The organism is Shewanella sp. ISS20, assembly GCF_056522965.1.
In genome coordinates this window covers 3,602,730-3,615,201 of record NZ_JAWRZK010000001.1, presented here as the reverse complement: position 1 = coordinate 3,615,201, position 12,472 = coordinate 3,602,730, and the positions used below count along the sequence as shown (strand labels likewise).

12 protein-coding genes are annotated in these 12,472 nt (G+C 45.9%); 6 read left to right on the top strand and 6 right to left on the bottom strand.

Annotated features, from left to right (window positions below; translation table 11 throughout):
* The first annotated feature begins 16 nt into the window (after positions 1 to 16).
* Entirely contained in the window at positions 17 to 610 is a 594-nt protein-coding gene (lpoB, locus tag AC1HDP_RS16455; RefSeq protein WP_479639576.1) for a penicillin-binding protein activator LpoB, read from the top strand.
* A gap of 75 nt (positions 611 to 685) precedes the next feature.
* Positions 686 to 3,199: an ERAP1-like C-terminal domain-containing protein gene (locus AC1HDP_RS16450; protein ID WP_479639575.1), complete on the top strand. Its 2,514-nt coding sequence runs from the start codon at positions 686 to 688 to the stop codon at positions 3,197 to 3,199.
* 134 nt (positions 3,200 to 3,333) lie between these two features.
* Here the strand turns inward: AC1HDP_RS16450 and AC1HDP_RS16445 are convergent, their stop codons facing one another.
* On the bottom strand, positions 3,334 to 3,657 hold the full coding sequence (locus AC1HDP_RS16445; RefSeq protein ID WP_479639574.1) for a hypothetical protein: 324 nt from the start codon (positions 3,655 to 3,657) through the stop codon (positions 3,334 to 3,336).
* Between the two features lie 302 nt (positions 3,658 to 3,959).
* On the opposite strand from AC1HDP_RS16445, the gene AC1HDP_RS16440 reads away from it, so the two are divergent.
* The gene (locus tag AC1HDP_RS16440) at positions 3,960 to 5,375 is read left to right on the top strand and encodes a permease (protein WP_479639573.1); all 1,416 of its coding nucleotides are present in this window, start codon (positions 3,960 to 3,962) and stop codon (positions 5,373 to 5,375) included.
* Positions 5,376 to 5,474: 99 nt separating this feature from the next.
* On the opposite strand, the gene AC1HDP_RS16435 is transcribed toward AC1HDP_RS16440, so the two are convergent.
* The 4 genes from AC1HDP_RS16435 to AC1HDP_RS16420 all read right to left on the bottom strand — a co-directional run bounded on the left by AC1HDP_RS16435 (position 5,475) and on the right by AC1HDP_RS16420 (position 9,440).
* Entirely contained in the window at positions 5,475 to 6,041 is a 567-nt protein-coding gene (locus AC1HDP_RS16435; protein ID WP_479639572.1) for a phosphoribosyltransferase, read from the bottom strand.
* Between the two features lie 225 nt (positions 6,042 to 6,266).
* Positions 6,267 to 8,027, bottom strand: a complete 1,761-nt coding sequence (locus AC1HDP_RS16430; RefSeq protein WP_479639571.1) for an alkaline phosphatase D family protein — start codon at positions 8,025 to 8,027, stop codon at positions 6,267 to 6,269.
* Between the two features lie 277 nt (positions 8,028 to 8,304).
* Positions 8,305 to 8,991, bottom strand: a complete 687-nt coding sequence (locus tag AC1HDP_RS16425; protein ID WP_479639570.1) for an LrgB family protein — start codon at positions 8,989 to 8,991, stop codon at positions 8,305 to 8,307.
* Entirely contained in the window at positions 8,991 to 9,440 is a 450-nt protein-coding gene (locus tag AC1HDP_RS16420) for a CidA/LrgA family protein (protein ID WP_140931151.1), read from the bottom strand. Before AC1HDP_RS16420 ends, AC1HDP_RS16425 begins: the two co-directional genes overlap by 1 nt.
* Before the next feature lie 222 nt (positions 9,441 to 9,662).
* On the opposite strand from AC1HDP_RS16420, the gene nfsB reads away from it, so the two are divergent.
* From nfsB to AC1HDP_RS16405, 3 genes are all read left to right on the top strand, one after another.
* The gene (nfsB, locus tag AC1HDP_RS16415; RefSeq protein WP_479639569.1) at positions 9,663 to 10,316 is read left to right on the top strand and encodes an oxygen-insensitive NAD(P)H nitroreductase; all 654 of its coding nucleotides are present in this window, start codon (positions 9,663 to 9,665) and stop codon (positions 10,314 to 10,316) included.
* Between the two features lie 91 nt (positions 10,317 to 10,407).
* Positions 10,408 to 11,034, top strand: a complete 627-nt coding sequence (locus tag AC1HDP_RS16410; protein ID WP_140931147.1) for a DNA-J related domain-containing protein — start codon at positions 10,408 to 10,410, stop codon at positions 11,032 to 11,034.
* 177 nt (positions 11,035 to 11,211) lie between these two features.
* Entirely contained in the window at positions 11,212 to 11,868 is a 657-nt protein-coding gene (locus AC1HDP_RS16405; RefSeq protein ID WP_140931146.1) for a thiol:disulfide interchange protein DsbA/DsbL, read from the top strand.
* 89 nt (positions 11,869 to 11,957) lie between these two features.
* Here the strand turns inward: AC1HDP_RS16405 and AC1HDP_RS16400 are convergent, their stop codons facing one another.
* The gene (locus tag AC1HDP_RS16400; protein ID WP_479639568.1) at positions 11,958 to 12,461 is read right to left on the bottom strand and encodes a cytochrome b/b6 domain-containing protein; all 504 of its coding nucleotides are present in this window, start codon (positions 12,459 to 12,461) and stop codon (positions 11,958 to 11,960) included.
* Positions 12,462 to 12,472: the final 11 nt, after the last annotated feature.

Genomic DNA, 12,472 nt, shown 5'->3' with positions numbered 1-12,472 from the left:
AACAATGGGACATGTTATGAAAGCAATTAAAGGTGTATTTCTGTTGGCTGCAGTGATTGGCCTTAGCGCTTGTCAATCTAAGGTCGAGTACGGCAATGCCACGGCGGTTGAAACCGTCAATGAAAACTTTGGCTCAACCGATCTGCAGTCTATCACCACTAAAATGGTCGATAGCATGCTAAGTTTCCCTCCAGTCGTGGCAATTACTGCCAATGAGCGTCCAATTCTTTTCGTCGATAGCATTAAGAATAAAACCTCTGAGCACATAGATACTGAGTCAGTCACTGATTCTATCTCCAATCAATTACTGCGCTCTGGCAAGTTCCGCTTTATCGATATGACTAAAGTAGACGCTGTGCGTAAGCAGTTAGATTATCAAAACAATTCAGGCATGGTTGACCCATCAACGGCGATTAAGTTTGGTCGTCAAATCGGCGCTCAATATATGTTGTACGGCAGCTTATCTAGCATAGTGAAACAAGAAGGCGGCACCCGTGACGTCTACTACAAGATGACTATGCGCCTGATGGATTTAGACACAGGCTTAATTGAATGGTCTGATGAAAAAGAAATCCGTAAAACTAAATCAAAATCGTTTTTAGGGCTGTAATCGCCACGAAACAACCCGCGGGGCTAGACTGGCCCCGCTTGTTATATCTCCCACCCAAATAGAAAGGATGCTGTAGTGACTCTATTCATTAGAGCCAGTGCTTGGCTGATGTGTGCGTTGTTCTTGACCGCTTGTCAGTCCATTCCCTTGCCATTGACCAACAAAGCTAAATCCGACGCCGAATTATTAGCGCAGCGACTAAGCGACATTAGTTACGCTTATCAAATGACGTTATCGCCTGAAGACACGTTTAGCGTGAAGGCGGACATTGATTTCAAACTCGATGATAATCAAAAAGATTTGCCGCTAGATTTGCAGCAAGCGCACATTCAGCAGCTCATTATCAATGGTCAAAACATCTATCCTAACTATAACGGTAAGGTTTTAAGCCTGCCCGCGCGCTTACTGCAAAGCGGTAACAACCGCATTCAATTAAGTTATCAAGGCAATTATCGTCAGCAAGGCCAAGGCCTTATTCGCGTAATAGACCCTAATACTCAGCAAGTTTACCTGTATTCACGCTTTGAACCCCATGGCGCTAGCCACCCATTTGCCTTGTTTGACAAGCCCGGGCTTAGGGGCAAAATGAGTTTACGTCTTGAGGCGCCATCTGACTGGCAAGTGATTAGCACTATGGTGCCCAAAATGAGCCGTGAGGCGAGCACAACATGGGAGTTTGCGCAAACGCCGCCGTTAAGCCCTCATCAATTTGCACTGTTTGCTGGCCCCTTTAGCCATTGGCAATATCAGCAAGATGGCGTGCAATTTAGATTGTTTGCCCTTAATAGCACTCAGGATGATGAGCGTTATGAGCAGTGGCTAAGACTCACTGCCGATAATCTCAAGCGCATAGGTCATGTACTGGCAACCCCTTATCCTTTTACTAAGTTTGATCAGATTTTATTGCCTGGCTTATCCGATACCAGCATGTCACAAGCTGCTGCGGTGAGCGTAACCGAGCGCTTGCCGCTAGATGCCAAACCCATCAGTCAACATATGCAAAACAGTCAGTTATTGGCAAAACAATGGTTTGGCAGCTTAATTAGTTTGCCATGGTGGGATGACTTATACCTGCATGCAGGCCTAGGTTTATACCTTGCCAACCAAACCGCCATAAACGCTGGCATTGATGCCTCAGCCCAAGAGCAATATCAATTTTTACAGCAAAAACAACCGGCCTATAAATACCAGTTGCAGCATGAGAGTCTTGACCCATTAAGCGCCACCGCCACTGAAATCCAAGCGCAGCAATTTTTAGCGGTAAAATCAGCCGCTGAGCTCAATCAAATTGCTATGGCCGTGGGCGAGCGCAAATTCACTGAACTACTGCAAACCTTTATTCAGCGCCACTCGTGGCAATCGGCGGGCAATCAAGCTTGGCGGCAACTACTGGCGCCCTTAGGGCTTGAGCGTTACTGGACGCATCAAACATCTGGCGGCATCAATAGCATCAGCGCGCAATGGCAATGCCAAGATGGCGTACTGGAGCGTTTATCGATTACGCAAACCGAGCCGCACTTTCAAAAGGTTAAGGTGGCGTTGTTTTATAAAAATCAGCACGATTTCCAATTAGATAAAACCTTATTAGTCACGCTTAAAGAGTTAACTACTGAAGTGACGAATGCGGGCCATAACGTGTGCCCAGATTTTGTTTATCCCAACTTTCAAGACATGGCTTATGGACAAGTTCTCTTAGATGAGAAGTCACAAGCCGCCGCCATTCGTCACTTAAGCCAGATAAGCGATCCCTTAATGCAAATGATGTTGCTTGAGGATATTTGGCAAGCAAGCTTAACCGATAAGCTGCCGCTAAATGATTATTTGGGCATGATAATGCTTAACCTGCCCAATATCTCAGCGCCGTCAGTGCAGCTTTTAGCGCAGCAGCAATTACAGCAATTACACCAATTACTGCGCCTCATGCCCACATCGTCTGCCAAACAACGCATCTATAACGCCTTAGAGCAATTTAGTTTGCACCAAATTTACCAGCAAGGGCCGACATCCATTTGGCTTGATAGCTATTTGCAGTTTGCGCAGTCCGATGAAGCTATGGATCACTTACAATCTTTGCTTAACGGTTATAGCTGGCCATTAACCCAAGAGCAGCGCTGGCAGGCTATTACCCGTCTCAATCAATTTGGCCGTGATAGTCGCCAAACTTGGCTCAATAAAGAAGCCAAACGTGATACCAGTTTATTGGGGCAGCAACAGGCTTTAATAGCCAGCATGGCAACCCCGAATGCTGCGCTCAAGCGCCGCTATTTATCGGAATTAAGCCAAGCGCCTTATTCAATGCGCGCTAGCATTATTAGCAAGCACTTGTACCCAGGCCAACAACCGCAAGCGCAGCAAGCCGCCTTTGAGCAAATTAGGCAAGTGCTGCCTGAACTGGTAAAGCAAGCTCCCCATCAGGCTGAAGCCATAGTATCAGGCCTAGTGGTACTCACTTGTCGACCAGACAATATTCATGCCATAGAGCAAGAACTCACGACACTTGATGCCGGCGCCCTGAAAGATGCGATCACCAATCATTTGTTAGTGATGAAACAATGCCAACAGTTTTCAAACGAGCTTGGGGCTAACTAAGGGAATTTAAATGGCAATTGGGCGTTTAAGCGGCGCGCTCTTGAATAATCCATAAGGTTGTTAGCGTTTATTGCGTTAACAACCTCTGCGATAACGGGTATTTGAAGCAAGGTGCAAATTAGCGCCAGAGCTAATTAATCGCGACCATTGATGGTCTTGATGGCGTGAATATTAAGCTCACTCTCTAATTCAGATTGGGCGCCGCTGGGGTAAAAATCCCCCTCCACTTTCCAGTGGGTCTTAGGCAATCTAAATAAATAAAAGCGTTCACGATTGGCATCGGTCACAAAACCCATGCCAAATTGCGCCACTTCAAAATGCACGTCCATCACATAATCGTTAGCAAACCGTTGGCGATTAGTCAGCAACAATACATCGTTACGAGTTAAGTACACCCCCTCTTTATGCTGACCCAAGCGTTCTTTAAGCCAACTGGCAAATTCTTTCGCACTTTTCATCGTCGTCCCCTCTCCGATATTAATCGCTGCCCTAAGCTTGGCGCTAAACATCATTAACAGTTATAGCAAATATTCTTGATTGTGGCGGGCAATGGCGCGAGATGAAGTAAGCAAAACGGTGAAATGAAAGCTTATTCATAAGCCTATACAGGCAGTTAGCCAAGTTGCAAACTCAAGCTAAGTCATTGACTCAAGATTAATTGCCAATGCTTAGCTCAGCCATTGGCTTAACCCATGCCGTTTTTCTTAGTCAATGACAGTCTGGACTATACTTAGTGCATTCCAATAACAAGGAAAATAGCGTGGAGACTATCATAAGCTCTGTAAACGAGATAATAACGACTCTGGCCGCCATGATTTGGCAAATATATTGGCCGTTAGCCTTAGGGTTAATGCTGTCATCTCAGCTACGTAATCTAGTGGCTGTGGATATTGTCGCTAAACATTTAGGTCGCACTACGCCCAAAAGCTTAATGTTAACCACCCTGCTTGGCATGCTGTCATCGTCATGCTCGTACGCCGCCGCCTCGTTATCGCGCACCTTACTGGTTAAAAAAGCTAGTCTTGCCAATGCGATGGCATTTTTAGTGGCCAGTACTAACTTGATTTTAGAAATGTTTATCGTGCTAGTTTCATTGCTTGGCTGGCAATTCTTAGTGGGGGAAATTGTAGGAGGCTTATTACTGATAGTGATTGTCGCCATCCTCTTTAGCCGCTTTTACCCTAAACCATTAGAGTTAACTTTAAGGCACACCATAAGCGATTCTGCTCCTAGCACAAGTATGCCCATGGATATGGATATGGATATGAATATGGCTATGGATACCGAGCAAGAGCCTTCACCTAAGGCGATGAAAAACAATGAAATGAAGTGTGGCGGTGAAATGAAATGCGGCGCCCATATGCATAGTGATGCCGATATCAAGCAAGCAAACGACCACACAAACACCCAAACAACCAAGCTTGGTGAGATGAAATGTGGCGCTGCCATGCCAGATATGCCCGATATGGCAGCCACACCTATGGCCCCAACGAAGATGGCGATGGGACGTGGCAATGAGATGCCATCGGGCCAGATGAAAGCCACTGAAATGCAGTGCGGCACCGATATGCATCAAGATAAAAGCGCCTTAGTTCGCGGCGCAGGCTTCTTTCATATGGATATTGCCATGATAGGCAAAGAAATTGTGATTGGGGTTATCATCTCATCACTACTGATTGCGCTAGTCCCCATGAACTGGTGGCAAGCACTGTTTATTAGTGATTCCAGCCTAATGCCAGCTTGGCTGCATTCAGTGTTTGATGTGTTTATCGGTATTTTTGTCGCTGTGATTGCTTATGTGTGCTCGGTGGGGAATCTGTTACTGGCAGCGGCTTTATGGCATGGCGGCATTAGTTTTGGCGGGGTGATGGCCTTTATTTTAGCCGACGTACTAACCATACCTATGACCCATGTGTATCAAAAATATTATGGTAAGGCGCCCGCTAAACGCATAGTACTGTTGCTGTTTTGCGCTATAGCCACTACCGGTTTAATCCTTAATGCGTTAACGGCAGGGTTTGATTGGCAAGCATCGAAAGTGGCGTTATCGCAATTAAATACCCATGTATTTGGCTTTAACTTCACCAGCCTAATGAACATCCTAGTGTTCCCCTTATCCATTGTTTATTACCTTATCGGTAAAAAAGCCAATGCGGGCATGAAGATGTCGATGTGAGTGGCCGCCGTAAATAACCCGCTCAAGCGACAGCAAGCAAAAAGCCACTAGATATAGTGGCTTTTTGTATGAATGCTTATAGCATCAGTATCGCTGAGCTTACTTGAATAAATGCTGGATATTTTTCAAGTCACTCTTGCCTACAGCCAATTCTTGTGGCGTTAAACCAGCAACTTCATGGGGGAACACTAACCACTCATCCGATTCATGGATAAAGTAGTCTGGCTTCATATTCACTTTGGTATTGTTTGGCTTGTAGTATGGGCAGGCAATACGCACGTCTTTTGGCATATTTAAGCGCATTAATTCTTGCAGTTTTTCCATCAAGGCATCAACACTGCGGCCAGAGTCAAACACATCATCAACTATCAGTAAGCTGTCACCGGCATTAGCGTTTTCAACTATGTAGTGCAGGCCATGGACCTTAATTTCTTTGCTCTGCATATCAGAGCTAAGGCCATAGTAAGATGAAGTACGCACGGCAATATGGTCAGTTTCTACTTGTTTAAAGTCGAAGTATTCTTGCACAGCAATACCAATAGGTGCGCCGCCACGCCAAATACCCACGATAAATTGCGGCCGAAAACCACTGTCATACACTTGAGCAGCTAAGCGAAAGGAATCTTCCAATAATTCTTGTGCGGTAATAAAGCGTTTCTCTGACATGAGGTTCTCTTCTTATTAGACGAATTGAGCCGGCAGATGTGGGTCCAAAATACTGGCTAGCTACAAAACTTAATGTGTTCATTAAGTGTAGGCCCCCACCGGATTTTGGACGCGCATTCTACGGTAATTTGCTGGTAATTGCTGCATAAAATCATGGCTATTTTGAACCTAATTGAAAAAAGCCGACCTAGGTCGGCTTTTTAGTGTGCTTGAAAGCTTGGGGAATTATACGGCTTGCAAGCCTTGGCTATTCCAGCGCATCTGCTGACTGCGATTGGTCAGCACTTGGTAATCACGCGTGAGTAAACTATCCACAAATAGCCACTGATTGACAACTTGCTCTGGGGTAAAGGTCAAGATCATGCAGCCGCGATCATAGAGGTTGCAATATTTAAGGGGAGCCACTAACTCAGTGACCGCGCCTTCAATGGCTGCGGTTTGATTGGGATCAAGCTTAAGATAATACTCAAGCCCAGGTGAGCTTACGCTACTGGTGGCAAACTCCACCCCGACCCGATTGCCATTAATATCATTAAGCTCACTGGCCCAGGCATTATGTGTATCTCCAGCGATAACAACTAATTCTTTTCCGCTGCTGCGAGCTGTCGCTAAAATCACTTCGCGCTCATAGGCGTAACCATCCCAAGCATCTAAATTATATGGAATATTTGGCAATTTTAACAAGGCTAACACTTGCGGCGTCAATTGCGCTTGATTCGCTTGCAAGTAAGCTAATTGCTGCGCCGTTAAGCTTGGGTCACCCGCCGCAGCCCTTGCTGCCAGCTGAGCTAATTGCGCTAACCTAGCAAAATCAGTAATAGATAATTGCTGAGTCGCAATGGCTGCCGGTAGCAACATTCGCCCCATCAACACTTGCTGACCTAATACTTGCCATTGAGCGCTGGCGGTTAATAACTGCCCTTGCAGCCATAACAATTGGGTTTGCCCTAGCATGGTTCTTTGGGTATCAGTCACGGCCGCTAAAAACTTGGCGCTATCAAAGGCGCCCGTGGCTGCATCAATAAATTCGCTGTAATCATAAGGCTTGTCACGACCCAGATGACGGGTATCTAACATATGTAAATCGACTAAGTGGCCGAAATTAAAGCTGCGATAAATCTCTTCAAATTCGCCTTCACGCCACGGGCGAATTGGCAGCCATTCAAAGTAAGCCTGCAGCCCCGCAAGCTTGCGCGCATCATAATCACCTTCGCCATCGTTATGATTTTCAGCGCCATGTTGCCACGCATCATTAGCGACTTCATGATCGTCCCACACACAAATAAAGGGCACGGCGGCATGCAAGCTTTGCAAGTCAGTGTCACTGCGATACTGCTGATAGCGGCTGCGATAATCACTTAAACTTAACAGCTCGCCTGCTGGCAAGACTTCACGATTAAGTTTAGCAGCGTTTTCACTGGCATAGCCGCCGCGAGGATATTCGTAAATATAATCACCAAGATGCACCACGGCATCAAGCTCAGTTTGCGTCGCCGCTAAATGGTAAACATTAAAGAAGCCCGCAGGGAAATTAGCACATGACAATACCGCGAGCTTTACTTGCGAGACTTCATGGTTGGCAAGGGTTTTAGTGCGGCCTATCGCGGATGCATTATCCCCGACCGAGAAGCGATAAAAATACTCGCGCCCCGCCTCCAATCCTTGAGCATCAATTTTAACTGTGTAATCGCGCTTATCATTGGTAAGAATACTGCCTTGATGAACTAGCTGAGTAAAACCTTTATCGGTAGCCACTTGCCAGCTAACTTGCACGTCGCCTGCGCGTTCAGGCGTCACCCTAGTCCACAAAATTACCGCTGATGACGTTGGGTCGCCGCTCGCTACTCCTTGCTTAAACGTCGCTGGATTATGCGGGTCGTCATCGCTGCTATTGCAGCCCATGAGTCCATAAGAAATAACCGCAGCACCTATCCCTTTTGCCGAAAACGCTAGAAAATCCCGACGACTTACCTGCCTGTGTTTCATATTTTTATCCTTATGTTCAGGTCATAGCAGTAGTTTGTACTTCACAAGTTACAAATATGTTAACAAGCTGCCAGTGTTTGCCTGAATACGCAAGTGTTGCTGTTATGGCTATTGTTTGGGCATAGCTACTGATTGAGCGAAGGCATGGAGGGGAATAGCTATTGCTGGAAATAACCGTAGATGAGACCGCGGGTAATTGAAAGCAGCGTAGCGCTAACAATTAAAGATTAGCGCTACGACTTATGGAAAGATGACTTATGGACTTATGGAACGACTACTAACCCAGAACATAGGCAAATAATGGCGCGGTTAATACCATGCCAATGCCAGTAAAAATCATAGTCAGGCTTGCGATAACGCCTTCTTGCTGCCCAATTTCATTGGCTTTGGCTGTGCCTGCACCATGGCAAGACGCACCGAGTGCCATGCCTTTACCTAAGGATGAGTTAAGTTTCATCATGCGAAACAGCGGCTCACCTATCAACATACCTATCACGCCTGTGGCAAGCACCAGCATAGCGGTTAATGCCGGCACGCCGCCAAAGGCTGACGTTGCCGCCAGCGCAAATGGGGTCGATACCGAGCGCGCCAAGGCGCTATGGGATAATTCTGGCGGCAAAACTATGACTTGGCTCAAACCCCAAGTGGATAACACCCCAAGCAATAACCCAAATAACACCCCAAAAGATAAGGTCAGTGGATATTGGCGGATAATATGGCGCTCGCGATAAATGGGCAGTGCAAAGGCAATAACCGCTGGCGCCAATAATACCGATAAATAATGGCTGTATTGACTGTAGCTAGTTAGCGGAATGCCTAAGCTCACCACTAAGGCAATCAATAATAAAGGCGCGAGAAAAATCGGCGCAAAAAACCAAATCTTTTTCACTCGATATAACTTTTTAGCGCCGTAATAACACATTAATGTCAGCAATACGCTGCCCCAAGCCAATAACCATTCCATTAGTGATTATCTCCAGCATTCATAGCTTTAGCGGCCAACTTATTGGCTCTCGTTTGGTTTAAGCCTTGCTCAAAAGTAAATAACTTATCGACAGCCCAGCCCGTGCCTAACATCACACTGGCGGTACCCACGACAATGAGCACTAATAACTTAATGCCATAGGTTTCAAGTAAGGGCTCAAAGTGCAATGCTGCAACTACTGGCGGAATAAAAAATAATAGTAAATCGCCAATCAGCCAAGCAGCGCCGATTTGAATCGCGCGCTCAGGCAACCAGTTCATGGCCAGCAAGCCTAAAATAATGGCAAGACCAATCACGCTGCCTGGAATAGGAATACCTAACCATAACGCCAACTGATCGCACGCCCATGACAACAACACTAAGGCTGCGACTTGAATGACTAAAAAACTTACCTTGATTGCACTAGACTGACGACTGGAACCAGCCATGGCCGCTTACTCGTTAATAGAAATGGTGTTCAGTGTAAGACTTTTCTTCACATAGAAAAATTAAATCTTTGGCATAGCATGCATTCCATTTAGTTATCACTAATACCTTGCGCCAGTAAACTTAATTATCTCATTGAAAATGAGCCAATCTTGATGACTAAACTGCCCAAAACCCGCCATCTATGCTAAAACAATGAGCTATCAAATTTTTGGAGATAGCCCATGAGTCAACTCATAGATGTCGTAACCAGTCGCTACACGACAAAAGCCTTTGATAGCAGCCGCTTGTTGACCGAAGCGCAACTGGCTGACATTAAAACTTTATTGCAATTTAGCCCGTCATCGGTCAATTCGCAGCCCTGGCACTTTGTGCTCGCCACCAGTGAAGATGGCAAGCAAAGGCTGGCCAAAAGCACTGAAAAATATGGCTTTAACACCACAAAAATACTCAATGCGTCAGCTGTGATTGTGTTTTGCGGTCGCAATCAACTGGATGATAACTACCTAGCAGAAATCCTGATGCAAGAGCAGCAAGATGGCCGCATTCAAGATGATGCCAGCAAGCAAGCCATTGCCGCTGGGCGCGCCTTCTTTGTGGGTATGCATAATCACGAGCTAAAAGACTGCCAACACTGGGTGGATAAGCAAGTGTATTTAGCCCTCGGCACCTTGTTATTGGGCGCGGCTATGATGGGCATAGATGCCTGTCCGATTGAAGGCTTTGATCCTGCTATCTTAAATCAGCAATTAGGCTTACGAGATAAAGGTTTGGGCGCGACGGTTATGGTGGCATTAGGCTATCGCAGCAATGATGATTTTAATGCCAAACTGCCTAAATCGCGCTTGGCTCAAGCCAAATTATTTACTGAGATTTAGCCCTAGCGCCTAGCCTCATTCTTTTTACTGATTTGCGCATTTCCAAGCCTATGGCATAGTTAATCCATCTTAGGTCGTCAGGTGCTTAGCTATGCTGTTGGAACCCACAAGTCAGGTGACTCTGCCTCATGAGACGGCGTTACCCCAAGAAAACCCGTTGATTTGGCCGCTATTAAGCCTACTTAAGTCTACCAATCAACACTGGAAGATTCACTCGCTGGCAGCAGAACTTAGTCAGCAAGGGCTGCTACATGAACTTGATAGCGACCCACAAAAGAACTTGTTCAAACACAATTTCTTAATAATGAATGCCTTATTTGAAATTCAAACCCTGTTATTGCCTGATAACTGGTTAACTATCCAATCCATGGATATTTATCTTACGGCGCAAATCCCCAGCAACCTTCCCATCGCCTTAGCCCAAACCGCTAACCTTAGAGATTATTACTACGACTGGAATAACTATGATACTTGCGCCAACGTAGTGCGGCAGATGCTGGAATCGTTTTGGAATAAATACCAAAATTACATGGGCTTTGATCAGCAGCCATTAGAAAAAATAGCGGCTTTAGCAGTATTAGAGTTACCGAGCAACGCCAATGCCCGCGACATACGTAAACAGTGGCGAAAATTAGCCTTGCAATGGCATCCCGATCGCCAAGGCGGCAATGCTGCGCGCTTTCGCCAAGTGTGCGAAGCGTGGCAAAGCCTGCGCTAATCTTTGCGGGATAAGCGGTCAATATGGCTTTAAACCTAATTAAGGGATGTCAAAACTTCAAGCAGGCTCACATAATTGCCCCTGTATCTCGGCGCTGATTAAGCGATAATGAAGCCAAGCAACCTAACCTGACAAGTTCAAGGATTAGACCACTTTCATGTTAATTCTGAGGACATTATGATTAAGAAGTTAGCCCTAGCACTGACGTTAGCCATTTCACCATTAGCTACATTTGCTGCTGATTTTGTTGAAGGCACTCACTACACAGTTATTCCTAACCAAGCCGCCTCTGCCGAGCCTAAGTTAACTGAATTCTTTTCGTTCTATTGCCATAACTGTTTTGCGTTTGAAACTCAATACATGCCGGTTATCAAGCCTAAATTAGATAAGAACATTAAGTTTGAAACTAAGCATGTCGATTTCATGAATTCAGAAATTGGCACAGAAGTGATGCGCTCACTGGCGGTTATCCACCAGTTAAATGGCGCAGAAGCACTGAACATTGCCATGTTTAATGCCATTCAAGGCGAAGAAGGTGCTAACGGCCATGACCACTCAGCCCCAGGTCACGCCCATGAGCCAAGCATCAACAACCGTGATGACATTAAGAAAATCTTTGCCGCCCATGGTGTTAGCAGCAAGCAGTATGATGCCTTAGCCGATAACGTTATCACCAACGAAAAATTGGCCTTATGGCGCAGCGAGCAGAACCAATTTAAAGTGCAAAGTGTTCCAGCCTTTATCGTTAACGACAAATACGCCGTTAACTTAGGCCAAATGCGCAGCTTAAGTGAAATGGTTGAGCTGATTAACTACTTATCTGCCCAGAAGTAAATTCAGCAGCATAAAAAAAGCGCCTAGGGCGCTTTTTTTATGGGTAATAATTAACAAAATGTTTATCTATTACTCTGGCAAGTCACTCATTAGCGCATCATATCAACCACATGCAGTGCCGCGCAGACCACGTGCGCCATTAAAGCTCCGACCATAATCCAAGCGCAATCACTATGCACGCTGCGCCACCACAAGGCATCACTGCCGCCTTGCTGCACAAACCACATGCCGCCAGTAATAGCGCAGCCGAGCAAACTCACCAGCAATAAGCCTTCCACCACACTAAATAAGCCAGCGCCGCCACAAACCGGTAATTTACCGCGAGCAAGGGCGCGGCAATCTTGCCCCAAGCCTGTAAAGTTACCCGCTAAATACGGAAAATACAGGCGCCATTGGCCATGGCGACAGTTTTTTATAAGAAATAACACTGATAAAGGTATAAGTGCTAAGCCCATATACACATGCCATAAATCCCAAACACTGGCAGAAGCTCGCAATTGCCGACCCATAAGGATCCACGGGCTAGTCACAAGTAAACTCACGCTCGCCAGCATAAGTAATAGATGCAGCCTAAGCTCAAACTTTTCCCACATGGGCACTCCCT

What these genes read in the sequence shown, in the direction of transcription:
- AC1HDP_RS16410 (WP_140931147.1), top strand. Translation starts at nt 10,408, where the DNA reads ATGCTGTTGGAACCCACAAGTCAGGTGACTCTGCCTCATGAGACGGCG.
- AC1HDP_RS16435 (WP_479639572.1), bottom strand. Translation starts at nt 6,041, where the DNA reads ATGTCAGAGAAACGCTTTATTACCGCACAAGAATTATTGGAAGATTCC.
- lpoB (WP_479639576.1), top strand. Translation starts at nt 17, where the DNA reads ATGAAAGCAATTAAAGGTGTATTTCTGTTGGCTGCAGTGATTGGCCTT.
- AC1HDP_RS16425 (WP_479639570.1), bottom strand. Translation starts at nt 8,991, where the DNA reads ATGGAATGGTTATTGGCTTGGGGCAGCGTATTGCTGACATTAATGTGT.
- AC1HDP_RS16430 (WP_479639571.1), bottom strand. Translation starts at nt 8,027, where the DNA reads ATGAAACACAGGCAGGTAAGTCGTCGGGATTTTCTAGCGTTTTCGGCA.
- AC1HDP_RS16405 (WP_140931146.1), top strand. Translation starts at nt 11,212, where the DNA reads ATGATTAAGAAGTTAGCCCTAGCACTGACGTTAGCCATTTCACCATTA.
- AC1HDP_RS16445 (WP_479639574.1), bottom strand. Translation starts at nt 3,657, where the DNA reads ATGAAAAGTGCGAAAGAATTTGCCAGTTGGCTTAAAGAACGCTTGGGT.
- AC1HDP_RS16400 (WP_479639568.1), bottom strand. Translation starts at nt 12,461, where the DNA reads ATGTGGGAAAAGTTTGAGCTTAGGCTGCATCTATTACTTATGCTGGCG.
- nfsB (WP_479639569.1), top strand. Translation starts at nt 9,663, where the DNA reads ATGAGTCAACTCATAGATGTCGTAACCAGTCGCTACACGACAAAAGCC.
- AC1HDP_RS16420 (WP_140931151.1), bottom strand. Translation starts at nt 9,440, where the DNA reads ATGGCTGGTTCCAGTCGTCAGTCTAGTGCAATCAAGGTAAGTTTTTTA.